Raw genomic sequence first — 23,279 nt, 5'->3', positions numbered from 1 at the left:
ACAGTTGTGGGAAACACCCTTCCTTCGAATCTTGGCGGGGCATCCTGTGAGACACTGGTGTGCTGAATAAGCCTGCTTCGTTTCGCCAGACTTCCATTAACATCGAAAGCACTTTAGGTTGGCCCAAACGTGAAATGGCAGGTTCGATGACTAGCAGATCCAAGCTTCCCCCGACCGCGCGCTCGCTTCCGATCACATTGATCCGCGCGCGCGAGCATATCATGGCACCGATCCGCAAAGTGCTGGTTGAAGAAGGGATTACCGAACAGCAATGGCGGGTGTTGCGAGTGGTGTCAGAGGCCGGGACGATTGATGCCACCGAAGTGTCGGAACGCGCCTGTCTGCTGTTGCCCAGCCTGACGCGGATTGTGCGGGCGATGCTGGAACGGGGGCTGCTGGAGCGGGTGCAGGATACCGATGATCGCCGCCGTCAGAACCTGTCCGTCACCCCGGCTGGGCAGGCGGTGATTGATCGTAATCTCGAAGAAACCACCGAGATCATGGACAAGTTCCGCATCGCGCTGGGCGATGAGCAGCATGAGGCCTTGATCGACGCGCTGACAGCTATTTGCGAGGTGGAGTGATGTCGCAGACCATTCGCCATCCAGAAATACTTGAGATTGCGCGCCGTGAGGGCAAAGTTACCGTTGACGGGCTGGCGGCGCATTTTGGCGTAACCTTGCAGACCATTCGCCGTGATCTGACCGATCTTGCCGAAGAGGGGCGGCTCGAGCGCGTGCATGGCGGTGCAGTGCTGCCCTCGGGCACGACGAATATCGGCTATGAGGAACGCCGGGTGCTGAACCCCGAGGTCAAAGACGCGATTGCGCGGGCCTGCGCGGCCGAGATCCCCAACGATATTTCGCTGTTTCTGAACATCGGCACCAGCACCGAGGCGGTGGCGCGTGCGCTGTCAGGGCATCGCAATCTGCTGGTTGTCACCAATAACATGAATGTGGCCAATATCCTGGCCGGGCATGGCAGTTGCGAAGTGATTGTGACCGGCGGGCAGTTGCGGCGCACGGATGGTGGTTTGGTCGGGAACCTGGCGGGCAACACGATCAAGCAGTTCAAGGTCGATCTAGCGGTGATCGGCTGCTCGGCGCTGGACAAGGATGGCGACCTGCTGGATTTCGACATTCAGGAGGTCGGGGTGAGCCAGACCATCCTGCGCCAGTCGCGCAAGACTTTTTTGGTGGCAGATGGGTCCAAATTCACCCGCAGCGCCCCGGCCCGGATTGCCTCGCTTGAGGCGATTGATACGTTTTTCACCGATGCACCGCTGACCGCGGATCTGGCGGCGAAATGCAAAGGCTGGGAGACGGAGGTGGTCGTCGCGCCTGATGGCGCGCCTTGTTTGGAATAAGGGTGAGGTGCCTTAGGGGATTGGCTTTTCGAAATAATGTCGAATAGGCAAGTATAACACAACAGAGGTTCGCACCCGATCCCGAGGGCGGGTTTTTCGGCCTGTGTCATTTTGTGAAAACCACGGCGTTCCAAGAGAATGAAACAGCAGAGTTTTCGCACCCGCCCTGGGGGGCGGGTCGGGTGCGAACCGGATCGCGAGCGATCCGGAGTTTTGTTGACAGAGTTTAGACTGCCACAGCGCCGCTGATTGATTTCGCGTCCTGAAAGGCGCGGATGCCGAACAATCCCGCTTCGCGGCCATAGCCGGACAAGCCGCGCCCGCCAAAGGGGGCCCCGTTTTCGCGGCTTTGGCCATTGATCTGCACCATGCCAACCCGCAAGGCCCGAGCCACGCGATCAGCGCGCGCGGGATCGGCGGTTTGGATATAGCCCGCCAGCCCGTATTCAGTCTGATTGGCCAGGGCGATGGCCTCTTCCTCGCTGTCAAAGGGGGTCATGGTCAGGACCGGGCCAAAGATCTCATCCGTGAAAATTGCCATATCGGGCGTGACATCGGCAAAGACCGTGGGGCGCGAATAAAAGCCGTGATCGAGGTGATCGGGGCGGCCCGGACCTCCGGCAATCAGGCGCGCGCCCTCGGCGAGCCCTTGGGACACATAATCCTGAACCCGCGCATATTGCAGCGCGGTGATTTGCGGGCCGATATGGGCACCGGGCAGGGCGGGGCGATCAACGCGGGTTTGCGCCGCCCCTTCGGCAGCCAAGGCGACCGCGCGCTCATAGATGTCGCGCGCCACCAACATGCGCGAAGCGGCATTGCAGGACTGACCAGCATTGCGGAAACAATGGGCAAGACCCTGGGTGATGGCCAGCGGCAGGTCGCAATCCTCAAACAGGATATTGGGGGACTTGCCGCCCAGTTCCAGCACGGTGCGGGTCATGTTCTGCGCGGCCTCGGCGGCGATGAACCGGCCTGTGCGGGTGGAGCCGGTAAAGGAAACGATATCGACATCGCGGTTTTGCACCAGCGCGGCCCCGATATCCCCCGCGCCGGTGATCAGGTTAAAGACACCGGGGGGCAGATCGGCGGCTTCCATGGCCTCGGCCAAAACCAGCGCGGTGCGCGAGGAGAGTTCGGAGGGTTTCAGCACCATGCAGCACCCTGCCGCCAAGGCTCCGCCAAGCTTGAGCGCCACCTGGTTCAGTGGCCAGTTCCAAGGGGTGATCAGGGCGGCAACGCCCAGCGGTTCGTAGCGCAAGCGATGCTCGGGGTGGTTGGTGAGGGGGCAATCTTCGACCAATCCATCCAGCGCGACTAATGTGGCGCGCAAATGGGCAAGGCCAGCTGCGACCTGGCCCTTGCGGGCGAAATCAATCGGCGCACCGATTTCTGTGCTGATGGTTTGCGCCAGCTCCTCGGCGCGGGCCTCGATCTGGGTGATGACCCGCTCCAAAGCGGCGCGGCGGGTGGCGAGATCAGCCTGGCCCCAGCCCGCGTCAAAGGCGCGGCGCGCGGCGGCGACCGCCTCGGCGCATTGGTCCGGGCTGGCGCAAACCAACTGCGCCTCTTGTGCCTCGGTATCGGGGTTGATCAGGGCAAGGCTTTGCCCGGATGCGGGTTGCCACGCACCAGCGATGAAGATCTGGTCAAACACCGCCATCTGGCAGCCCCCTTTTGCACAATAACTGAGCGAAATGTCAGCCGAGCCATTAGCAAAAGACTGGCACCGGGTTTCAAGCGCATTTCAGCAAAGGTTGCAAAATGTGATCAAATTGTTGAATCCTGCAACCCGTCATCGGTCATCAGTGCCGCCAGATCCTGAGCGGCTTCGCGCAGGGCGGGTAGGAAATCCAGCGCTTTGTCGATGTCAAATCGTTGCGTGGGCGCGTGAAAGGACAGGGTCGCCAAAAGTCGGCCATGGCGATCGGGAATGGCCACCGCCAGCGCAATCATATCGGTCATGAACTCTTCGCGATCCAGCGCGTAGCCGGATTTACGCACCTGCGCAATCTCGCGGACCAAGGCGTCAGGATCGGTCAGGGTGTTGGGGGTGCGTTGGTCAAGGGCGGCGGCCTCGAGGTAGCGGCGCAGGTGGTTTCGGGTCAGCGAGGAGAGATACATCTTGCCCGAAGCTGTGCAGTAAAACGGCACCTGCGTGCCAATCGGCAGCTGAATGCGCAGTGGCCATTCGGTTTCGACCCGTTCCAGATAGGTCATGGCGTGGCGATCTGGCAGGGCGATGTTACAGGTTTCGCCGATCTGACCACTGAGGCGGCGCAAAATCGCCTGACGCGCGGTTCGGATGCGCAGAGAGGACAGGATGCCCCCTGCCATATCGCGCAGCCGCGGGCCGGGGGAATAGCTGCGCCCATCCATGTCACGCTGCAAAAAACCCTCTTCTTCCAGGGTGGTGAACAGCCGGTGGATCGTTGGTTTGGGCAGGCCGATCTGGTCATTGACCGAGGTCGGGGTTACGGGCACGCCAATCCGTGCGACCTCTTCCAGCACAAGCAGCAATCTGAGGTTTGTCGGGATTGTTTCGGATTTGTCCCCGTCCATGTCGCGCTCCGTATTTTGCTGTGATCCGAATGGGTTTGCACAGCTATAACGAAGAAGCTGGGATTAGGGAATGTTGTTAACAGGGCCTTAGGGTCCCGACCCTAGATAATTTGGCCCTGTTCTGTTGCGCTTGGTGGGGTCAGGGGCCAAAGCGGCGGCGTTCAATGGTGACCGCTCCGGCGCTGTCGGACCGGATGATATGCAAATCACCATAGTCCAGCGGGGCCGGGTCCGAGAGCCTCAGATCCTCCCAAATGGCGGCGATATTGCCCTTGTTGCCAATCCAGATGACGGTTTGACCGGCCGAGGCTGACACAAGGGCCGGGGTCGGATTTTCCTGGGCCTGACGCTGAACCGGCAGGGCGCGAGCCTTGGACAGGGGCGCGGCGGTGTCGAGGTTTCGTTTGATCCCGGGCGAATAGATCGCATCCAGAGGCATGCCATCCAGCGCCTTGACCAGCGCCTTGGAGCGTTCAATGCCCTTGGCGTTCAGATTCTCGCCGTCACGATCAGAGTGACGCACGACAATCAGGGTGGAATTGGGGGCCAGCGCCAATTGGCCATTGGGCACGGCGCAGGCAGATGTAAAAGCAACGAGAGACAAAATAAAGGCACGGCGAAGCATGGGTCACCTCCTGTTGAAAATAAGGGTAGCCTAGCCCGGTCGATGCCGTGGCGCAATCATTGCGAATGAAGAGGTGCAGCAGAGCCTGAAGGAAGGTGCAGGTTCTGAAAAAACTGTGTCTAAGTCTTGGTCACGGGATAGGGATGTATTCCAAACTCCGCTGCGTAACCGGTATATTTACTTGGAAAAATCCTGAACATCCCTCAAACAGGGGAGGCAGGCGAATTTAGGGGGCGAGCTTGGCGCAAGACAGGTTGATGGTGCTGGCGCAGCGGCTGGAAACCGTTCCTGATCTGGACCGGTTTTGGCAGTTGTTCGAAGATGGCATGACCTCGGTCGGGATCACCCGGTTCATCTATCTGAGTCTCAGCGGCGATGATCTCTATATGGAGGCCAATATCGACCTGAGCGCGGCCATCCCTGACGGGTATCGCGACCCGTTTCTGGATTATTGCTGCAATAGTTATGCGGTGACTCGGACCGGGGCAGAGTTCTTGTCGGATTACGCCTATTTGGGTGCGCAAGAACGTCGATTGATCGAATTGGCGGCGCAGAACGGGTTTCGCGCCGGGCTGGGCATTCCGGTACGGGTCAAGGGCAGCGCGCGCTATGGTGGGTTCAATCTGGGCACCGGTCTGAGCCGGGAAAAGTTTGAAGCGCAGATCCTGCCGCATGAGGCGGCATTCCAGACCTTTTGCATGGTGGCGCATCGCAAGCTCGAAGATCTGATTGATCGTGAGGCAGAGCCAAAACTGCCACAGGGGCTGGAGGTGCTCAGCACGCGCGAGCGCGAGGTGTTCCTGCTGTTTGCAAAAGGTAAAACCAGAAGCGAATGCGCCGACACGCTGGGGATTTCCCACCACACGGTGTCGACGCATTTGAAGAACAGCTATGAAAAACTGGGGCTGAAGAACAAAGCCGAGGCCGCCCGGTTCCTGGCTTTGGGCAATTGAGCCCAATCGGGTTTACTTTGTCAGGATCAGCTTGCCCGCGCGGGTGATACGCAGCGTATACATCTGATCGCCCAACTGAATATTGGCCAGGCTGCCGCCCTGGGTCAGTTTGGTCGCGTCATGAATGGGCAGGCGTTGAATGGATTGTTCCGACATATCGGGGGCAAAGTTCAGGGTCATGTCTCGTCACCTTTCGCAAATTCGATCAGATCCAGCAGGTTTTCTAAGGTGCGAAAACGGGGAAGCCCGAGATCAAAGCCGATGGAAACCTCGTGGGATCGCGAGGTCGTAGGACTGCTGGCCTTGGGTGCAGGGGTCATCTGCATCGGGTTTCTCCGTTTTCGCGAGATTTGGCTGACCCGGGTGCGGGGTGGCTGATAGGATGTAATGTGACTTAAAGACTCAGGTATGTCAATCCTGATTATTTTAATTAGGTATTGATTTTGAGTACTGCTGACCGTTTGTCTCCAGATGCGGTGTCGCAAAAGAAAACCCGCCGCAACGGATGTTGCGACGGGCTGTTTTCAGGTTTTTCGGCGTCTTAGCCGAAGATCGCGTTCAGGGTTGCGCTTGGGCGCATCACTTTGGCTTTCAGCGCGACGCTTGGGCGATAATAGCCACCGATATCGGCTTTCGGGCCTTGGGCTGCGGCCAGCTCGGCCAGGATCGCCTCTTCGCCATCGGCCAGTGCCTTGGCGATGGGTGCGAAATGCGCGGCCAGATCGGCATCGTCACCCTGAGCGGCCAGAGCTTCGGCCCAGTAGCGGGCGAACCAGTAGTGGCTGTCGCGGTTGTCAGGCTGGCCAACCTTGCGCGATGGCGAGCGGTTGAAGTCCAGAATGCCCTGGGTCGCGGCCTCGGCAGCGGCACCCAGCACGCCTGCCTTGGCATTGCCACGGCTGTCGGCGAGGAAGTTCAGCGATTCACCCAGCGCGCAGAACTCACCCATGGAGTCCCAGCGCAGGTGGTTTTCTTCGACCAGCTGCTGCACGTGTTTCGGGGCAGACCCACCGGCACCGGTTTCGAACAAGCCGCCGCCATTCATCAGTTTGACGATGGACAGCATCTTGGCCGAGGTGCCCAGTTCCAGGATCGGGAACAGGTCGGTCAGGTAGTCGCGCAGTACGTTGCCGGTGATGGCGATGCTGTCTTTGCCCGCGGTGATGGTTTCCAGCGACTGTTTGGTGGCAGCGCGTGGGGCCATGATCTGGAACTTGTCGGCAACGCCGGCGGCTTCGAGCGCGGGCTTGACGTATTCGATCAGCTGTGCGTCATGGGCGCGGTTTGCGTCCAGCCAGAAGATCGCCTCGGAGCCGGTCAGGCGCTGACGGTCCATCGCCAGTTGGATCCAGTTCTCAATCGGAGCTTTCTTGACGGTGCAAGAGCGCCAGATGTCGCCCGCGCCAACCTCGTGGCTGTGCAGGGTTTCGCCATTGGCCAGAACCACGCGGATGGTGCCGTCGGCAGGGGCTTCGAATGTGGTCGGGTGCGAGCCATATTCCTCGGCCTTTTGGGCCATCAGACCTACGTTTGCCACCGAACCGGCCTTGGTCACATCCAGCGCGCCATTGGCTTTGAAGAAGTTGATGGTCTCGTCATAGACGCCGGCATAGCAGCGATCCGGGATCACGCAGTTGGTGTCGCCCTTGGCACCGGTTTCGTCCCAGCCTTTGCCGCCAGCGCGGATCACGGCAGGCATGGAGGCGTCGATGATCACGTCGGACGGCACGTGCAGACCGGTGATGCCCTTGTCGCTGTCGACCATATACATGGAGGGGCGGTCAGCATTCACGGCTTCAATCGCCGCCATGATATCGGCATTGTCTTTGACGCGTTCCAGCAGGTCACCCAGACCGGAATTCGGGTTCACACCCAATGCGTCCAGCTCTGCACCGAACTTTTCAAAGACAGGGGCGAGCCAGGCGCGGACACAATGGCCAAAGATGATCGGGTCAGAGACCTTCATCATGGTGGCTTTCATATGAAGCGAGAACATGGTGCCGTCGGCTTTGGTGTCTTCGATCGCCGCCGCAAGGAATTCACCCAGCGCTTTGGCGGACATGAAGGTGGCGTCAGCCACGGTGCCTGCCTCAAGCGGCCAGCCGTCTTTCAACACGGTGACAGCGCCATCCTTGGCCACAAATTCGATTTTCGCGTCACCGGCTTGCGCCTCGGTGATGGTGGCGGAAACTTCGTTGGCGTAAAAGTCGTTGCCGGACATGGAGGACACTTTGGTCTTGCTGTCCGACACCCATTCACCCATCGAATGCGGGTTGTTCTGGGCGTAGTTTTTCACGGCTTTGGCCGAGCGGCGGTCTGAGTTGCCTTCGCGCAGAACCGGGTTCACAGCCGAGCCTTTGATCGCGTCATACTTGGCGCGCACGGCTTTTTCTTCATCTGTGCTGGGCTCTTCGGGATAGTCGGGCAGGGCATAGCCCTGGCTTTGCAGCTCTTCGATGGCGGCGACCAGCTGGGGCACGGAGGCCGAGATGTTGGGCAGCTTGATCACGTTGGCCTCTGGTGTTTTCACCAGGCGGCCCAGCTCGGCCAGATCGTCGGACTGACGCTGATCTTCGCTCAGGGCTTCGGGGAAGGCCGAGATGATTCGAGCGGCCAAGGAGATGTCCTTGGTGCCGACCGACACGCCCGCCGCAGAGGCAAAGCTTTGAATGATGGGCAGGAAAGAGGCCGAGGCCAGCTCGGGCGCTTCGTCTACGATGGTGTAGATGATATCGGGGGTGTTATCAGACATGAGGACCGCCTTTCAAAATGATTGCGCTCCTCATAGGGGAAGAATGGCGGGGCGTCTACAGTATACGAGCGTATACCGTGTCGCATTTCGTCGCGTTTGTAGTGGTGTTCAAGCGCCAGGCCAGACCCGGCTTGCGAAACGCGGATCGGTCGATCACAGTTGCGGCGGCAGGTGAGCGTGTTGAGGTGTGTCCGATAGGCGGTCGCGTGCAAAGACACGTGGAGGTGGTCGGTGAACGGTTTGTATTCGCAGCGACAGGGCAAGACCATTTGGTTCAGCGAGGCGGGGACGCGCCACATCTGTGACGTGATGTCTGATCATTTGGGGCGGGCCGTCACTGCGGCCGAGGCTGCAGGCGTTTTCGGACGATACGCGGATTACGACGCGGATTTTCGCAAGCGGATCCTGCAGGCGCGGGATGAGGCGAGCCTTATTCCCGTTGGGCCGGAGGAACTGGAGCGTATGGTCGATATGGCCACGACAGAGGGCGTCGTTCTGCACAAGGTGGACCAGAAATGGGCCGCGCCCGGTGCCTGGTTGATGGGGGAACCGAGCTTGCCCGATCACATTCCCTGGCCAGTGGTGACGCATCGTGATGGGCGTAAGGTGCCCCTGACCTTTGTTGCGCAGATCAACCTGGGCCACTTGCCCCCAACTGCCATTCTGCCAAAGTCCGGGATGCTGTTTTTCTTTGTCGATATGACATCGCCATTGAATGACGCATTGGTGGCGGCGCGGGTTCTGTTTTCTGAACATGTCTTTGATGGTGAAAGGCCACTCCGCTCGGACGGGCCAGCGTCAAAGGCTAAGGCAATCCCTGTTGCCGCAACCAAGGCGCAGTGCTGCAATTGCACGATGTTTGATAGCAAGGATTTCCGTGAGGCGGCGCTCGCTGCCAATGAGGTTCATCTGGCTGAGGCGAGACGAGCAGAGCTGGTTCCTGCTCCGCCTCAAAAAAGGTGGTTCCAGCTGCGTCCCCCAAAGGGGCCTGCATTGGACGATCAGTTGCGTCACAACATGCTTTTGGGGCCTGATATTGGCGGTTGGGAGGACTTTGAGGACGTATCGCGCGTCCCGTTGTTGACCCTTGATGCTAGCGATCCCGACCTTGGGCTGAGCGGTGCTAAAACGGGAGGCTGGCCTGCAACGTTTACCATTCCCGAAAACGAACTGCGCGCGCGCAATTTTGACGCTGCTCAGGCTGTCTTGCGGGGCTAGGCGGCGGTGGTCTTCGCTTACAAATCAACAGTGTATTTCGGCTCGCCCAGGTCAAGCCGCACATCTTGCTTGGTCTCATCACAGGCGAATGACCACAGGGATTGGATCGGTCCCTGATAGGGTTCTTCGCTGCTGGCGGATTGGGCGAGAAAGCCAAGGCCGATGGCAAAGCTGGTGGCGAGGATTGGGGCGTTGATCGGGCTGCGCATGTCACTGTCTCCTGTTGGTTATTGTGGTATTACACGGGCCCGCTGACAGTTTCCGTCGGGACAAGCCGAGATTTTTTGCAGTTTTTTTGCAGTATGTGGTCAGGTCGGATGACAGGGGAGGATGATCAGCAGGGCTAGGGTCATTGCAGATACCCATAGGAGATCGCATATGGATCAGTCCCTTCCGCTGGCAAGTCAGAGCTTGCCCCGCAAAAGCCCGCTGACAGAAAATGAGTTTTATGCGCATCATGGCTGTGAATGGCTGTTGGCGCTGAAAACCGTATTGCGGTTCGGCTTGCGCCTTTGGCCGCGACAAGCGATCTTTGGACCGCATGGTCGGCTAATTACCAAATCGGAGAGTCTATGACCAAACCGCCCCCCTCTCAGCAGGATCAGCTTGCCATCATGACAGTGATCGAGCGCGAGACTGAGACGTTTTTCAACTTTGATTTTGACGGTTGGGCGCAGTGCTGGGTGCAGGATGAGCGCACGCGGGAAATGTGCGGATCGGCGGCGGCCGGTATTACCGTCTTGCGAGGGTGGAGCGAAATTGCGCCTCATATTCAAGAGGTTCTTGAGGTCGGCAAGGTCTGTGAGATGGTCCGTTTTGAGCGGCATAATGTCGATATGACGGTGACGGACGGTCTGGCGCATGTGGTGTTTGACGGGCATTCGGTGCTGCGCGATGGGCGGGTGGAACGCACCTTTGAAACGCGGGTTCTGGAAAAGACAGACGGGATTTGGCGGATCCTGTTTTCCTCCTTTGTTGTGCGGGGCCATCAATGGGAGGACGCCAATCGGCTGGCGATCGACGGGCAGGGGCAAGTGATCTGCGCACCGCCTCATATTCTGGAGGCGGTGAAAACCCAGCTGGGGCTGACCGTGTCACAGGGCCGTCTGCGCGCCTCGCGGCGAGATTGGGACAAGGTTTTGCAAGCGGCGCTGGATTGTGCGGCATCGCAACACCGCTATTTCCAGCATTATCGCCAGACCCGCGAAGCAGGGCGCAATTTCCGCCTGCCGGTGGTTCTGGGCGAAAAAGACGAAGGCGGGGTAGCGGTTTGCACCCTGTTTGTCCGCGACGAAACCACGTTTTTGGAGCTGCATGACGACGAGGCTTTGGCGGATCGCCTGCATGCGGCGCGCTCGGTTTTTAACCTGTCCGAGGCGCAAATGGCGCTGGCCTGCCGGATCGTGGCCGGCGACGGGCTGACCCAGGCGGCAGAGATGTTGAAGATCAGCGTCAACACCGCCCGCACCCATCTGAGCCGGATTTATGTGAAAACCGGGGTAAATTCGCAAACCGCGCTGGTGCGGTGTTTGTTGAGCGTGGGATAGAAAAAGGGTGGGGTCAAACCCCACCCTACATCTTTTCAGGCGCGGATCGCTTGGATCAGAGCTCGGGGTAGATCGGGAACTTGGCGCAGAGGGCTGCGACTTCGCCTTTGACCTTTTCCTCAACCGCTGCGTTGCCCTCTTCGCCATTGGCGGCGAGGCCATCGACCACTTCGATGATCCAATCAGCGATCTGGCGGAACTCGGCCTCGCCAAAGCCACGGGTGGTGCCGGCGGGGGAGCCGAGACGGATGCCGGAAGTCACGGTCGGCTTTTCCGGGTCAAACGGCACGCCGTTCTTGTTGCAGGTGATATGGGCGCGGCCCAGGGCCTTGTCCACGATATTGCCGGTCACGCCTTTGGGGCGCAGGTCGACCAGAACAACATGGGTGTCGGTGCCATGGGTCACGGTGTCCAGACCGCCTTTGATCAGCTGATCAGACAGGGCTTGGGCATTGGCGATGACCTGCTTGGCGTAGTCTTTGAACTCGGGGCGCAGCGCTTCGCCAAAGGCGACGGCCTTGGCCGCGATGACATGCATCAGCGGGCCACCCTGAATGCCGGGGAAGATTGCCGAGTTTACCTTTTTGGCAATCGCCTCGTCATTTGTGAGGATCATGCCACCACGCGGACCGCGCAGGGTTTTGTGGGTGGTGGTGGTGGCGACATGGGCATAGGGGAACGGGCTGGGATGCTCGCCCGCGGCCACGAGACCGGCAAAATGCGCCATGTCCACATGCAGATAGGCCCCAACCATATCGGCGATTTCGCGCATACGCTTGAAGTCGATCTGGCGCGGAATGGCAGAGCCACCGGCGATGATCATCTTGGGCTGATGCTCTTTTGCCAGCTCTTCGACCTGGTCGTAATCCAGCATATTGTCCTGCTTGCGCACGCCATATTGCACGGCGTTGAACCATTTGCCGGACTGGTTCGGCTTGGCCCCGTGGGTCAGGTGACCACCAGCGTCAAGGCTCATGCCCAGAATGGTGTCGCCGGGCTGGATCAGCGCCTGAAACACACCCTGGTTGGCCTGCGAACCGGAGTTTGGCTGCACATTGGCAAATTCGCAGTTGAACAGTTGCTTGGCGCGATCAATGGCGAGGTTCTCGGCCACGTCGACAAATTGGCAGCCGCCATAATAGCGACGGCCCGGATAGCCTTCGGCATATTTGTTGGTCATAATGGAGCCCTGGGCCTCCATCACGGCGCGGGACACGATGTTTTCCGAGGCGATCAGCTCGATCTCGTCGCGCTGGCGACCAAGCTCATCTGTGATGGAGCCAAAAAGCTCTGGGTCCCGGTCTGCCAATGGCTGGGTAAAGAAATCGCGCGAGGCCGTCATGGGCTGTTCCCTTCGGTTGTCCTGAGTGATGCGGAATCGAATTTGCGATGTTTCGTATCGGAAACTTTCCCAGAGTCAAAGGCGATAAAACGACGTAGGAGAATTATCTTGCGCCATATCTGGTCAGTTCGGTGAACTTGTGATTGTTTCGGAGACAAAAGCGACAGACAGGAAACAGGCCATGTCCTTACGAATTGCCTTTTGCGCCTCGAATGCGCCGATTGCGCAGGCGGCGCTGGCTGGGTTGACGCGCCGCTATGGCGATCATGCGGAGCAGGGGGCGGATGTGATTGTCGCGCTGGGGGGCGATGGGTTCATGCTGGAAACCCTGCACCGCACCGAGGGCAACCCGGCACCGGTCTATGGGATGAACCGGGGCACGGTCGGGTTCTTGATGAACGAATATGGCGAGCACGGGCTGGAAGAGCGGCTGGGGGCGGCCGAGGAAACCGTGATCAACCCGCTGGTCATGCGCGCGACCTGCGCTGATGGCACCGAACATCGCGCGCTGGCAATCAATGAGGTGTCGATTCTGCGCGCCGGGCCGCAAGCGGCGCGGCTCAGGATCAGCGTGGATGGGCAGGTGCGCATGGCCGAGCTGGTCTGCGACGGGGCGCTGGTGGCGACGCCAGCGGGCTCAACCGCCTATAATTACAGCGCCCATGGGCCGATTTTGCCGATAGGTTCGGATGTCCTGGCGCTGACCGCCGTCGCACCGTTTCGACCACGTCGCTGGCGCGGGGCCCTGTTGCCAAAATCGGCGGAGGTGTCGATGGAGGTGCTAGACCCCGAAAAACGCCCGGTCATGGCCGAGGCGGATGGCGGCTCGGTCCGGGATGTGTTGCAGGTGCATATCAAGTCGGAGCCTGGGATCGAGCATCGGGTGCTGTTTGATCCGGGGCATGGGCTGGAAGAGCGATTGATCCGCGAACAGTTTGTGTGAGGGCCGGGGGTGACGCTGCTGCGCGCTGCGCAGATCGCCCCACCCACCGTCCCGTTGGGACTCTGGCTATAGCGTTTCGATAAAGCGTTGAGGCGCAACAACCTTGCCATGCTTCGCGGTCTCAGGCCATTTGCGATCCGTTTATCTCAACCATGTGTCGAAACGCTTTAAACGAGAAAAGCCCCGGCGTTTGCCGGGGCTTTGTTTGTGCGTGACCGTCGGTAGTGGTCGCGGGTTACCCCTTGGCGTAACCCAGCCCTTGAAGCGCCAGCTTGATCTCGTCCAGGATCGCGGGATCATCGATGGTGGCGGGCATCTTGTATTCTTTGCCATCAGCGATGGAGACCATGGTGCCGCGCAGGATCTTGCCTGAGCGGGTCTTGGGCAGGCGGTCGACCACGCAGCAGAGCTTGAACGCTGCCACAGGGCCGATCTTTTCACGCACCAGTTTGATCACTTCTTTGACGATCTCGTCATGCGGTTTCTCGGTGCCGGCATTCAGGCAGAGGAAGCCCAGCGGCATTTGACCTTTCAGACTGTCAGACACGCCGATGACTGCACATTCTGCCACATCCGGGTGATCGGCCAGCACCTCTTCCATGCCGCCAGTGGACAGGCGGTGGCCGGCGACGTTGATGACATCATCGGTGCGCGCCATGATGTAAAGATAACCGTCTTCGTCGATCATGCCCGCATCGCCGGTTTCGTAATAGCCGGGGAAGTTGGTGAGGTAGCTTTTCTTGTAGCGATCCTCGGCGTTCCAGAGATTGGGGAAGGTGCCGGGCGGCAGCGGCAGGGGCGTGACAATCGCGCCAAGCTCGCCACGGGGCAGCTCATTGCCCGCATCATCGACGATCTTCATCTCGTAACCGGGCAGCGGCACCGAAGGGGAGCCGAGCTTGACCGGTAGCAATTCAATGCCGACCGGGTTGCAGACGCCGGGAAAGCCCAGCTCGGTCTGCCACCAATGGTCGATGATCGGCTTTTGCAGCTGATCCTGCGCCCAAACGATGGTGTCCGGGTCAGCGCGTTCACCGGCAAGAAAGACCTGTTCCAGGCAGCTCAGATCGTATTTCTTGACATATTCCCCCGTCGGATCCTCGCGTTTCACGGCGCGGAAGGCGGTGGGGGCGGTGAAGAAGGTCTTGACCTTATGCTCTTCGATAACCCGCCAGAAGGTGCCGGGATCGGGGGTGCCAACCGGTTTGCCTTCGAAGACAATGGTGGTGTTGCCGTGGATCAGCGGGCCGTAACAGATATAAGAGTGGCCAACGACCCAGCCCACATCCGAGGCCGCCCAGAACACATCGCCGGGATCGACATTATAGATGTTCTTCATCGTCCAGTTCAGCGCGACGAGCTGGCCGCCAGTGTGGCGGATCACGCCTTTGGGGGCGCCGGTGGTGCCGGAGGTGTAGAGGATATAGGCCGGGTGATTGCCCTCAACCGGGACACAATCGGCGGGCTCTACGCCGTATTGAAAGCCGTGCCAGTTAAAGTCGCGGCCTTCTTTAAGCTCGGCAACCTCTTGTTCGCGCTGGAAGATCACACAGAAATCCGGCTTGTGATCAGCCAGATCAATCGCGCCGTCAAGCAGCGGTTTGTAATGGACCACACGGCCCGGTTCCAACCCGCAAGAGGCGGCGATGATCGCTTTGGGTTTGGCATCGTCAATGCGCACCGCCAATTCGTTCGCGGCAAAGCCGCCAAACACAACGGAATGGACCGCGCCAAGGCGAGCGCAGGCCAGCATGGCCTCCAGCGCTTCGGGGATCATTGGCATATAGATGATGACGCGGTCGCCTTTTTCGACGCCCTTGGCGCGCAACGCTCCGGCCAAGGTGGCCACGCGGTTGCGCAGCTCGACAAAGGTGATTTCGCGTTTGGTATGGGTGATTGGGCTGTCATAGATGATCGCGGTCTGCTCGCCCCGGCCGTTTTCAACGTGGCGGTCAACGGCGTTCCAGCAGGTATTGGTCATGCCATCGGCAAACCATTCATACATATTGTCGCCAAGATCGCTGAGCGCCTTGCTGGGTTTCTTTTCCCAGTCGATCGCTTCGGCGGCTTGCATCCAGAACCCTTCGGGATCGGATTTCCAACTGTCATATACGTCCTGATAACCCATCTTATCCTCCTCTCGCGCGGCCAGTCCTTGATCTTAAGTCATAAGCGGCGGGCGCGGTGTTCCATCCTCTGCCAATTGGATAAGCGGGCGGCGTTGATCCGGGCAAGCCTGCAGGCGACCTTGGGGGGCGGTTTTTCGCAAATTCGGTCGGATGGTCGCAGGTGCGGAGTTGCAAATTTTTGCAAAGCTCTTGTGGTTTAGCGCTTTGACTGCAAATTTTTGCATATATTGCAAAATTGCAAACCAAAGCTGCAAATGGGATGCGGCTTTGGGGTGCGTTGATTCTGCGGTTTGTCTTGGGGAGTCAGGGGGCGGTATTTGGCGCTTAGCGTTCCAGTTTGGAATGGCCCGGCCCAATGTGCCAGCGGACAATCAACGCAATGGCGACGCCGAGGGCGACAAACAGAGCGGTGTTTTGCGCCAAGACTTGCCAGCCATAGAGGGTGAGGATGCCATCAATGGATTGAACATTGTCGCCACCACCGAGCCTCGAATAGAAACGATCATCCAAAGATTGCCGCCAACCTCGATAGCGACCAATTGCGATGGTAATCCCGGCGATTGTTGTTGAGATTACAGCCCCCCAAAGCACGGCTTTTCCCCAGCTGACGGGTGCTTTCATCGCAAAGCCCAGGATGGGACGTCCGACAAGCCAGCAGAGCGCAAATGCTAAGGGTAGACCAAAGATCGACGCATAGAAGAGATAGGCCAACATCCCGGCGAATCCAGACGCTCCGAGCGCCAACCACAAGAAAGGGAAGGTAATTGCCAGCCAGCCAAGGAACGCAGAGAGGTTGACCGCCCTGCGTATCTCTTTCTTGCTATAGGCTGGGTCAGCCATAATGCGTGACAGGCGTGCCGGCGATGGCGGCCATGTTGAGCAAGCCGCGCGCGGTGATCGATGGGGTCACGATATGTGCGCGGTTGCCCATGCCCATCAGGATCGGCCCGACCTCAAGCCCGTCAGCCTTCATTTTCAGGATGTTACGCACCCCTGATGCCGCGTCGGCATGGGCAAAGATCAGTACATTGGCGCTGCCGCTCATCCGGTTTCCGGGCATGACCATGTTGCGATAATGCTCATCCAGGGCGGCATCGACATTCATCTCGCCCTCGTAGCAGAAATCGCGTGGTACGCTGTCGAGAATGGCAATCGCCTCGCGCAGACGTTTGCCCGAACCTTCGGCCTGGTTGCCAAATTGTGACTGCGAACACATGGCGATCTTGGGCTCAAGGCCAAAGCGTTTCACATGTCGCGCCGCGCCAATTGCGGTGCGCGCCAATTCCTCGGGCGAGGGGAGCGAGCGCACATGAGTGTCAGCAATAAAGAGCGGCCCGTCTTCGAGGATCATCATCGACAGGGCGCCATGCGGGTGCAACCCTTCTCCGCCCAGGACCTGATTGACGTAGTTCAGATGCCAGCGATATTCGCCAAAGGTGCCGCAGATCAGGCTGTCAGCCTCATCGCGATGCACCATGATGGCGCCAATGGCGGTGGTGTTGGTGCGCATGACCGCGCGGGCAATATCCGGGGTCACGCCGCGCCGCGCCATAAGCTGGTGATAGGTGCCCCAATATTCACGATAGCGCGGGTCGTTTTCCGGGTTCACGATGTTGAAATCCCGCTCGGGGCGGATTTCCAGACCCAGCTTTTCGCAGCGCGCAGTGATCACCTCGGGGCGACCAATCAGGATCGGCGTTTCTGTGGTTTCCTCCAGAATGGCCTGCGCGGCGCGCAGCACGCGCTCATCCTCGCCCTCGGCAAAGACGATGCGGCGCGAAGCCGTGGCCGCCGCCTGAAAGACCGGGCGCATCAGCAGGGCGGATTTGTAAACGTTGGCGTCCAGCTTGTCCTTATAGGCGTCCAGATCCTCGACCGGGCGCTTGGCCACACCGGTTTCCATGGCGGCCTTGGCCACAGCGGTTGAGACAACGCCGGACAGGCGCGGATCAAAGGGTTTCGGGATCAGGTAATCTTCGCCAAAGGTCAGTTGTTCGCCAGCATAGGCCGCGGCGGCCTCGGCGCTAGTGGTGGCGCGGGCGAGGGCGGCGATGCCCTCGACACAGGCGACCTGCATGGCGTCATTGATCTCGGTCGCGCCCACATCCAAAGCCCCGCGGAAAATGAAGGGGAAGCAGAGCACGTTATTGACCTGATTGGGAAAATCGCTGCGGCCCGTGGCGATGATCGCATCAGGTGCGGTTTCACGAGCCAGATCGGGCATGATCTCCGGGGTCGGGTTGGCCAGGGCAAAGATGATCGGGCGCTTGGTCATCTTGGCTACATGTTCGGGCTTCAAAACGCCCGGACCAGAGAGACCAAGGAAGAGATCCGCGCCCTCGATCACATCGTCCAGCGTGCGCAGATCTGATTTCTGCGCAAAGGCGGCCTTGTGCGGGTTCATATCCTCGGTCCGGCCCTCATAGACCAGTCCGTGAATATCACAAAGCCAGACATTCTCGCGTTTGACGCCCAGTTTCAGCAGCATGTTGAGGCAGGCAATCCCGGCAGCCCCGCCACCGGTCGAGACGATCTTGATATCCTCGAATTTTTTGCCCGCCACGTGCAGGGCATTGGTCGCCGCCGCGCCGACAACGATGGCTGTGCCGTGCTGATCGTCGTGGAAAACCGGGATGTTCATCCGCTCGCGGCAAATTCGTTCAACGATAAAACAATCGGGCGCTTTGATGTCTTCGAGATTGATCGCGCCAAAGGTCGGTTCCAGCGCGCAGACGATATCAGCCAGTTTTTCAGGATCCGACTCGTCGACTTCGATGTCGAAACAATCAATGTCGGCGAATTTCTTGAACAGGACCGCTTTGCCTTCCATGACCGGTTTGGAGGCCAAAGCGCCAATATTTCCTAGGCCCAGCACCGCTGTGCCGTTCGAAACCACTGCAACCAGATTGCCGCGCGTGGTGTAACGGGCGGCATTTGCCTCGTCTTCCTTGATCTCAAGACAGGCCTCAGCAACCCCCGGCGAATAGGCCCGCGACAGATCGCGCCCATTGGCCATTGGCTTGGTCGCGCGGATCTCCAATTTACCGGGCTGCGGGTTTTCGTGGTAGAAAAGCGCCGCCTGACGCAATGATTCCTTGGCTGAGTCGGTCATGTCTAGGTCCTGATATTTAATATGGTTTAGCGTTAAACCAAATTTTGCGCCTGTGGTCGGGTCCCCTGTCCCTTAGCAGTTTCGCGCCAAGATTGAAAATGGAATTGACGCCGGGAGAGGGGGCCTTGCAATCTGGCGTGCCACTTCGCAAACTGCCCCCTTGATTACCCGGAGAGTGAGATGTCCCGTCCTGAGTCGTTAGCTGATTTGGCCCGCGCCGTTCGTGAAAACGCCTATGCCCCTTATTCGAATTTCAAAGTCGGGGCCGCGCTGCGCACCCCGTCGGGCCATGTCTATACCGGATGTAATGTAGAAAACGTTGCCTATCCCGAAGGCACCTGCGCCGAGGCCGGGGCCATCGCGGCCATGATCGCCGCAGGCGAGAGCGAGATTGCCGAGGCCTATGTGATTGCCGACAGCCCGAACCCGGTGCCGCCCTGCGGCGGGTGCCGTCAGAAACTGGCGGAGTTTTCCAAATCGGACGTTCAGGTCACCATGGCGACCACTGATGGTGTTGAGAAGGTCACAACTGTGGGTAACCTGCTGCCCGGTGCCTTTGGCCGCGATCACATGGAAAACACCTGATGGACGCAAGAGCGATTAATGCCGCGCTGCGCAAAGGCGAAGAGCCAAGCCCAGCGGAATTATCCTGGTTTGCCCATGGCTTGGCGGATGGGCGGGTTAGTTCGGCCCAGGCCGGAGCTTTTGCCATGGGGGTCTGCTTGCGCGGGTTGTCCGAGGCTGGGCGCGTGGCGCTGACCCTGGCCATGCGCGACAGCGGGCATGTGCTGGACTGGGATCTGGACGCACCGGTGGTGGACAAGCATTCCACTGGCGGTGTCGGCGATTGTGTCAGTCTGGTTTTGGCCCCGATGCTGGCCGCTTGCGGGGTTTACAACCCGATGATTTCGGGCCGTGGCCTTGGCCATACGGGCGGCACGCTGGACAAGCTCGAAGCCATCCCCGGCTATTCTGTCACCCCGGACGAGGCGCGCTTTCGCCAAGTGGTGAAGGAGGCCGGCTGCGCGATTGTCAGCGCGTCGGCCAATATCGCCCCGGCGGATAAACGGCTTTATGCGGTGCGCGATGTGACCGGCACAGTCGAAAGCCTGGACCTGATCACCGCCTCGATCCTGTCCAAGAAACTGGCGGCGGGGCTGCAATCGCTGGTTCTGGATGTCAAAGTTGGATCGGGCGCGTTTATGAAAACCCCCGAAGAGGCGCGCGCGCTGGCGGCGTCTTTGGTGTCGACGGCGAATGCGGCGGGCTGCCCGACCTCGGCTTTGATCACCGATATGAGCCAACCTTTGGTGCCCGCGCTTGGCAATGCGTTAGAAGTCGACCTGTGCCTGCAGGTTCTGACCGGCGCGCTGAAGGGGCCGCTATTGGAGCTGAGCGTCGATCTGGGCGTTGAACTGTTGAAAACCGCCGGGATCGAAGACGGAGAGGCCAAGCTGCGCGACTCCATTAGTTCAGGCGCGGCGGCAGAGCGGTTTGGCAAGATGGTCTATGCGCTGGGTGGGCCGCTGAGCTTTGTTGAGGATTGGAAGCGCTTCTTGCCGGAAACCCCGGTTATCCGCGAGGTCACGGCGGATCGCGCCGGGGTTGTCTCGGCCATTGATGGAGAACAGCTGGGCCTGGCCGTGGTCGATCTGGGCGGCGGGCGCCGCGTAGAAACCGATCAGGTGAACCCGGCGGTTGGTCTGACGGATGTGGTGCGTTTGGGCGAGAAAGTCACAAAAAATCAACCAATTGCCGTGGTCCACGCCGCGCGAGAAGAACAGGCCGATGCCGCCGCCGCCGCCATTCGTGCGGCGGTTTCGCTGGATGGGCCGGCACCCGATCTGCTGCCGCTGACCTTGGAAAGGATCGCCTGATGCGCGCATTTCTGGTTGTGATCGACTCGGTCGGGATTGGCGGTGCGCCGGATGCTGCGGCGTATTTCAACGGTGACCTGCCCGACACAGGGGCCAACACGCTGGGCCATATCCTACAGGCCTGCGCCGAGGGACGCGCCGAAGAGGGGCGCAGCGGGCCTTTGGCCGTGCCGAACATGGCCGCGCTTGGGTTGTTCAACGCCTTGTGCCTGGCCAGCGGGATGGAGGTTGAAACGCCTTCGCTGACCGGGCGATTTGCGGCGGCGACGGAGGTGTCCAAGGGCAAGGATACGCCCTCGGGTCATTGGGAATTGGCTGGGTTGCCGGTGCCTTGGGATTGGCATTATTTTCCAGACGCGCTGCCGGCATTCCCGGCGGAGGTGGTTGAAAAGGCGTGCGAAATCGCCGGAACCTTTGGCATTCTGGGCAATTGTCACGGCTCTGGCACGGTGATGATTGACCGCTTTGGCGCGGACCATCTGCGCTCGGGCTATCCGATCTGTTACACCTCTGCCGACAGTGTCTTTCAGATTGCCGCGCATGAACAATTCTTTGGACTTGAGCGGCTCTATGCGCTTTGCGAAGGCTTGGCACCGATGCTGCACGAGATGAAGGTTGGCCGTGTCATCGCGCGCCCCTTTGTTGGCGAAGTTGGGCATTTTCAGCGCACCGCCAACCGTCGCGACTTTGCCATTACACCACCTGAACCGGTGCTGACCAATTGGGTGCAAGATGCGGGGTGCAAGGTGTATGGCGTTGGAAAGATTGGAGATATTTTCTCGATGACTGGGATCGACGAGGTGCGCAAGGGGCGCGATGCGCAGCTAATGGAGCATCTGTCCGACTATGTTGACACGGCCGAAGAGGGCAGTCTGACCTTTGCTAACTTCGTCGAGTTTGACAGCGAATACGGCCATCGCCGCGACATCTCGGGCTATGCGCGGCATCTGGAATGGTTTGATGTTGAACTAGGCAAAGTCCTGCCGCGCCTGCGCGAGGGGGATATGCTGGTCGTCACCGCCGATCACGGCAATGATCCCAGCTGGTCGGGCACCGATCACACCCGCGAACGGGTTCCGGTTTTGGTGGCGGGCAAGGGCAGCGGCGAGATTGGCCAGATTGCCTTTGCGGATGTTGCCGCCAGCATTGCCGCGCATTTGAACGTCCCGGCGCAGGGGCCGGGCAGGAGTTTTCTGTAATGAACGAAGAACAGTTGGACGCGCTGATCAAGCGCCCCAAGATCGAGCTGCACACCCATATCGAGGGCATGGCCCCACCTGCCTTTATCCGTGGCCTCGCTCAGGAAAAGAATGTCGACCTGTCCAAGATCTTCCGCGAGGACGGATCCTATGATTACCGGGATTTCGTGCATTTCCTGTCGGTATATGAGGCGGCGACCTCGGTCCTGACCGGGCCCGAGGAATTTGCCCGCCTTACCAGTGCCGTGCTGGAACAGGCCGCGGCCAATGACGTGGTCTATATCGAAAGCTTTATCAGCCCCGATTTCTGTGGCGGCAGTGATCTGACCGCGTGGAAAGAGTATCTGCATGCGATTCAAGATGCGGCAGCGGTGGCCGAGCGTGATCTGGGTATCACCCTGCGCGGCATCGCCACACCGATCCGTCATTTTGGTCCGGAAAAGGCCAAGCCAGCCGCGCTTTGCGCCGCTGAAACCGCCGGGGAATTCATCACCGGACTTGGCATGGGCGGGGATGAGAACCAGGGCCAGCAACGTGACTTTGCCTATAGCTTCGACATGGCGCGCGAGGCGGGATTGCATCTGACCACCCATGCCGGTGAATGGCGCGGGCCGCAAGAGGTGCGCGAAGCGGTTGAGGACTTGGGTGTGTCCCGTATTGGTCATGGCGTGCGCGCCAGCGAGGACCTGGCCGTCGTGGACATGTTGATCGAACGTGACATCACGTTAGAGGTTTGTCCCGGTTCCAACGTCTTCCTTGGCGTCTATGACAGTCTCGACAAACACCCGATCGAAAAACTGCGCGATCGCGGCGTCAAAGTGACGGTGTCGACCGATGACCCACCCTTTTTCCACACCACCATGCGCAAGGAATATGCAGATCTGGCACGCGTTTTTGGCTGGGATGGTGAAATCTTTGACCAAATAGACAAGAATGCCGTAGACGCGGCCTTCTGCGACGCCGATACAAAGGCAAGGATTCGCAAAGCATTGGAGGCGTCATGACCCAACATCTGACCATCGTCGATCACCCGCTGGTGCAGCACAAGCTGACCCTGATGCGTAAGAAAGAAACGTCGACCGCGTCTTTCCGTCAGTTGCTGCGCGAGATCAGCCTGCTTTTGGCCTATGAGGTGACGCGCGAATTGCCGGTCACCATGACCGAGATCGAAACCCCGCTTTGCCCATCGCAGCAGCCGATGATCGAGGGCAAAAAGCTCGCGCTGGTGTCGATCCTGCGCGCTGGTAATGGCTTGATGGATGGGATTTTGGAGCTGATCCCGGCGGCGCGGGTCGGCTTTGTCGGTCTTTACCGGGACGAGGAAACTCTGCAACCGGTCCAGTATTACAACAAGCTGCCCAAACGCATGGAAGAGCGCACGGCGATTGTTGTTGATCCCATGTTGGCCACGGGCAATTCCTCGGCCGCAGCGATTGATCTGGTCAAACAGGCCGGGGCCAAAGACATCCGGTTCCTCTGTCTGCTGGCCGCCCCCGAAGGCGTGGCGCGCATGAAAGAGGCCCATCCCGATGTGCCCATCGTCACCGCCTCTCTGGATGAAAAACTCAATGAACTCGGGTACATCGTTCCGGGCCTTGGTGATGCCGGGGACCGTATGTTTGGAACGAAATAAACGATTTCAACGCTTTACAGA

The 23,279-nt window shown here is 59.6% G+C and carries 22 protein-coding genes; 11 read left to right on the top strand and 11 right to left on the bottom strand.

The genetic code is table 11. From position 1 onward, the window contains the following. Positions 1-146 precede the first annotated feature (146 nt). Both CLV87_RS02515 and CLV87_RS02510 read left to right on the top strand, forming a co-directional pair. Complete coding sequence (locus CLV87_RS02515) at positions 147-584, top strand: MarR family transcriptional regulator (protein WP_099244864.1); 438 nt, start codon at positions 147-149, stop codon at positions 582-584. After that, positions 584-1,366, top strand: coding sequence for a DeoR/GlpR family DNA-binding transcription regulator (locus CLV87_RS02510; RefSeq protein WP_099243639.1), 783 nt, complete (start codon positions 584-586; stop codon positions 1,364-1,366). The genes CLV87_RS02515 and CLV87_RS02510 overlap by 1 nt, the downstream gene beginning before the upstream one ends. 226 nt (positions 1,367-1,592) lie before the next feature. Here the strand turns inward: CLV87_RS02510 and CLV87_RS02505 are convergent, their stop codons facing one another. From CLV87_RS02505 to CLV87_RS02495, 3 genes are all read right to left on the bottom strand, one after another. Next, positions 1,593-3,029: an aldehyde dehydrogenase family protein gene (locus CLV87_RS02505; RefSeq protein ID WP_099243641.1), complete on the bottom strand. Its 1,437-nt coding sequence runs from the start codon at positions 3,027-3,029 to the stop codon at positions 1,593-1,595. A 107-nt stretch (positions 3,030-3,136) separates the two neighbouring features. Then, positions 3,137-3,928, bottom strand: coding sequence for an IclR family transcriptional regulator (locus tag CLV87_RS02500; RefSeq protein WP_099243643.1), 792 nt, complete (start codon positions 3,926-3,928; stop codon positions 3,137-3,139). Positions 3,929-4,067: 139 nt separating this feature from the next. Continuing rightward, on the bottom strand, positions 4,068-4,553 hold the full coding sequence (locus CLV87_RS02495; RefSeq protein WP_099243645.1) for a histidine phosphatase family protein: 486 nt from the start codon (positions 4,551-4,553) through the stop codon (positions 4,068-4,070). 239 nt (positions 4,554-4,792) lie between these two features. On the opposite strand from CLV87_RS02495, the gene CLV87_RS02490 reads away from it, so the two are divergent. After that, the gene (locus tag CLV87_RS02490) at positions 4,793-5,506 is read left to right on the top strand and encodes a helix-turn-helix transcriptional regulator (protein ID WP_133840668.1); all 714 of its coding nucleotides are present in this window, start codon (positions 4,793-4,795) and stop codon (positions 5,504-5,506) included. A 12-nt stretch (positions 5,507-5,518) separates the two neighbouring features. On the opposite strand, the gene hemP is transcribed toward CLV87_RS02490, so the two are convergent. The 3 genes from hemP to CLV87_RS02480 all read right to left on the bottom strand — a co-directional run bounded on the left by hemP (position 5,519) and on the right by CLV87_RS02480 (position 8,258). Further along, positions 5,519-5,662 carry a hemin uptake protein HemP gene (gene hemP, locus CLV87_RS02485; protein WP_370739633.1) on the bottom strand — a complete coding sequence of 48 codons (144 nt, stop codon included), beginning with the start codon at positions 5,660-5,662 and terminating at the stop codon, positions 5,519-5,521. Positions 5,663-5,682: 20 nt separating this feature from the next. Further along, positions 5,683-5,832: a hypothetical protein gene (locus CLV87_RS23760; protein WP_166652649.1), complete on the bottom strand. Its 150-nt coding sequence runs from the start codon at positions 5,830-5,832 to the stop codon at positions 5,683-5,685. 215 nt (positions 5,833-6,047) lie between these two features. Then, entirely contained in the window at positions 6,048-8,258 is a 2,211-nt protein-coding gene (locus CLV87_RS02480; protein ID WP_099243651.1) for an NADP-dependent isocitrate dehydrogenase, read from the bottom strand. A 231-nt stretch (positions 8,259-8,489) separates the two neighbouring features. On the opposite strand from CLV87_RS02480, the gene CLV87_RS02475 reads away from it, so the two are divergent. Then, the gene (locus CLV87_RS02475) at positions 8,490-9,476 is read left to right on the top strand and encodes a DUF1963 domain-containing protein (protein WP_133840667.1); all 987 of its coding nucleotides are present in this window, start codon (positions 8,490-8,492) and stop codon (positions 9,474-9,476) included. 17 nt (positions 9,477-9,493) lie between these two features. Here CLV87_RS02475 and CLV87_RS02470 read toward each other — a convergent pair whose 3' ends face one another. After that, on the bottom strand, positions 9,494-9,685 hold the full coding sequence (locus CLV87_RS02470; RefSeq protein WP_099243657.1) for a hypothetical protein: 192 nt from the start codon (positions 9,683-9,685) through the stop codon (positions 9,494-9,496). A 363-nt stretch (positions 9,686-10,048) separates the two neighbouring features. Between CLV87_RS02470 and CLV87_RS02465 the strand changes: the two genes are divergently transcribed. Continuing rightward, a complete protein-coding gene (locus tag CLV87_RS02465) occupies positions 10,049-11,023 on the top strand; it encodes a helix-turn-helix transcriptional regulator (protein WP_099243661.1) in 975 nt (324 codons plus the stop codon). 55 nt (positions 11,024-11,078) lie between these two features. Here CLV87_RS02465 and glyA read toward each other — a convergent pair whose 3' ends face one another. Further along, on the bottom strand, positions 11,079-12,365 hold the full coding sequence (gene glyA, locus CLV87_RS02460; RefSeq protein WP_099243663.1) for a serine hydroxymethyltransferase: 1,287 nt from the start codon (positions 12,363-12,365) through the stop codon (positions 11,079-11,081). Positions 12,366-12,546: 181 nt separating this feature from the next. Here glyA and CLV87_RS02455 point away from each other — a divergent pair, with 181 nt between their 5' ends. Then, a complete protein-coding gene (locus CLV87_RS02455; protein ID WP_099243665.1) occupies positions 12,547-13,308 on the top strand; it encodes an NAD kinase in 762 nt (253 codons plus the stop codon). A gap of 235 nt (positions 13,309-13,543) precedes the next feature. Here the strand turns inward: CLV87_RS02455 and prpE are convergent, their stop codons facing one another. The 3 genes from prpE to CLV87_RS02440 all read right to left on the bottom strand — a co-directional run bounded on the left by prpE (position 13,544) and on the right by CLV87_RS02440 (position 18,549). Beyond that, complete coding sequence (gene prpE, locus CLV87_RS02450; RefSeq protein WP_099243667.1) at positions 13,544-15,436, bottom strand: propionate-CoA ligase PrpE; 1,893 nt, start codon at positions 15,434-15,436, stop codon at positions 13,544-13,546. 325 nt (positions 15,437-15,761) lie between these two features. Then, positions 15,762-16,151, bottom strand: a complete 390-nt coding sequence (locus CLV87_RS02445; RefSeq protein WP_099244866.1) for a hypothetical protein — start codon at positions 16,149-16,151, stop codon at positions 15,762-15,764. A 118-nt stretch (positions 16,152-16,269) separates the two neighbouring features. Further along, entirely contained in the window at positions 16,270-18,549 is a 2,280-nt protein-coding gene (locus tag CLV87_RS02440; protein WP_099243671.1) for an NADP-dependent malic enzyme, read from the bottom strand. 180 nt (positions 18,550-18,729) lie between these two features. Here CLV87_RS02440 and CLV87_RS02435 point away from each other — a divergent pair, with 180 nt between their 5' ends. The 5 genes from CLV87_RS02435 to upp are packed head-to-tail and all read left to right on the top strand — an operon-like array spanning position 18,730 to position 23,258. After that, positions 18,730-19,134, top strand: a complete 405-nt coding sequence (locus tag CLV87_RS02435) for a cytidine deaminase (RefSeq protein WP_099243673.1) — start codon at positions 18,730-18,732, stop codon at positions 19,132-19,134. Then, on the top strand, positions 19,134-20,426 hold the full coding sequence (locus CLV87_RS02430; protein WP_099243675.1) for a thymidine phosphorylase: 1,293 nt from the start codon (positions 19,134-19,136) through the stop codon (positions 20,424-20,426). Before CLV87_RS02435 ends, CLV87_RS02430 begins: the two co-directional genes overlap by 1 nt. Next, complete coding sequence (locus CLV87_RS02425) at positions 20,426-21,625, top strand: phosphopentomutase (protein WP_099243677.1); 1,200 nt, start codon at positions 20,426-20,428, stop codon at positions 21,623-21,625. The genes CLV87_RS02430 and CLV87_RS02425 overlap by 1 nt, the downstream gene beginning before the upstream one ends. Next, entirely contained in the window at positions 21,625-22,629 is a 1,005-nt protein-coding gene (locus tag CLV87_RS02420) for an adenosine deaminase (RefSeq protein WP_099243679.1), read from the top strand. Before CLV87_RS02425 ends, CLV87_RS02420 begins: the two co-directional genes overlap by 1 nt. After that, entirely contained in the window at positions 22,626-23,258 is a 633-nt protein-coding gene (upp, locus tag CLV87_RS02415) for a uracil phosphoribosyltransferase (RefSeq protein WP_099243681.1), read from the top strand. Before CLV87_RS02420 ends, upp begins: the two co-directional genes overlap by 4 nt. Positions 23,259-23,279 lie beyond the last annotated feature (21 nt).

The organism is Pelagimonas phthalicica (assembly GCF_004364805.1).
Classification (GTDB): domain Bacteria; phylum Pseudomonadota; class Alphaproteobacteria; order Rhodobacterales; family Rhodobacteraceae; genus Pelagimonas; species Pelagimonas phthalicica.
The sequence above is the reverse complement of the archived record's forward strand: the minus strand, read 5'-3'. Positions and strand labels throughout refer to the sequence as shown.

Excerpts from the sequence above, each read along its gene's own strand:
- CLV87_RS02515 (WP_099244864.1), top strand. The coding sequence starts at position 147 with ATGACTAGCAGATCCAAGCTTCCCCCGACCGCGCGCTCGCTTCCGATC.
- CLV87_RS02510 (WP_099243639.1), top strand. The coding sequence starts at position 584 with ATGTCGCAGACCATTCGCCATCCAGAAATACTTGAGATTGCGCGCCGT.
- CLV87_RS02505 (WP_099243641.1), bottom strand. The coding sequence starts at position 3,029 with ATGGCGGTGTTTGACCAGATCTTCATCGCTGGTGCGTGGCAACCCGCA.
- CLV87_RS02500 (WP_099243643.1), bottom strand. The coding sequence starts at position 3,928 with ATGGACGGGGACAAATCCGAAACAATCCCGACAAACCTCAGATTGCTG.
- CLV87_RS02495 (WP_099243645.1), bottom strand. The coding sequence starts at position 4,553 with ATGCTTCGCCGTGCCTTTATTTTGTCTCTCGTTGCTTTTACATCTGCC.
- hemP (WP_370739633.1), bottom strand. The coding sequence starts at position 5,662 with ATGTCGGAACAATCCATTCAACGCCTGCCCATTCATGACGCGACCAAA.
- CLV87_RS23760 (WP_166652649.1), bottom strand. The coding sequence starts at position 5,832 with ATGCAGATGACCCCTGCACCCAAGGCCAGCAGTCCTACGACCTCGCGA.
- CLV87_RS02480 (WP_099243651.1), bottom strand. The coding sequence starts at position 8,258 with ATGTCTGATAACACCCCCGATATCATCTACACCATCGTAGACGAAGCG.
- CLV87_RS02470 (WP_099243657.1), bottom strand. The coding sequence starts at position 9,685 with ATGCGCAGCCCGATCAACGCCCCAATCCTCGCCACCAGCTTTGCCATC.
- CLV87_RS02465 (WP_099243661.1), top strand. The coding sequence starts at position 10,049 with ATGACCAAACCGCCCCCCTCTCAGCAGGATCAGCTTGCCATCATGACA.
- glyA (WP_099243663.1), bottom strand. The coding sequence starts at position 12,365 with ATGACGGCCTCGCGCGATTTCTTTACCCAGCCATTGGCAGACCGGGAC.
- CLV87_RS02455 (WP_099243665.1), top strand. The coding sequence starts at position 12,547 with ATGTCCTTACGAATTGCCTTTTGCGCCTCGAATGCGCCGATTGCGCAG.
- prpE (WP_099243667.1), bottom strand. The coding sequence starts at position 15,436 with ATGGGTTATCAGGACGTATATGACAGTTGGAAATCCGATCCCGAAGGG.
- CLV87_RS02445 (WP_099244866.1), bottom strand. The coding sequence starts at position 16,151 with ATGTTGGCCTATCTCTTCTATGCGTCGATCTTTGGTCTACCCTTAGCA.
- CLV87_RS02440 (WP_099243671.1), bottom strand. The coding sequence starts at position 18,549 with ATGACCGACTCAGCCAAGGAATCATTGCGTCAGGCGGCGCTTTTCTAC.
- CLV87_RS02435 (WP_099243673.1), top strand. The coding sequence starts at position 18,730 with ATGTCCCGTCCTGAGTCGTTAGCTGATTTGGCCCGCGCCGTTCGTGAA.
- CLV87_RS02430 (WP_099243675.1), top strand. The coding sequence starts at position 19,134 with ATGGACGCAAGAGCGATTAATGCCGCGCTGCGCAAAGGCGAAGAGCCA.
- CLV87_RS02425 (WP_099243677.1), top strand. The coding sequence starts at position 20,426 with ATGCGCGCATTTCTGGTTGTGATCGACTCGGTCGGGATTGGCGGTGCG.
- CLV87_RS02420 (WP_099243679.1), top strand. The coding sequence starts at position 21,625 with ATGAACGAAGAACAGTTGGACGCGCTGATCAAGCGCCCCAAGATCGAG.
- upp (WP_099243681.1), top strand. The coding sequence starts at position 22,626 with ATGACCCAACATCTGACCATCGTCGATCACCCGCTGGTGCAGCACAAG.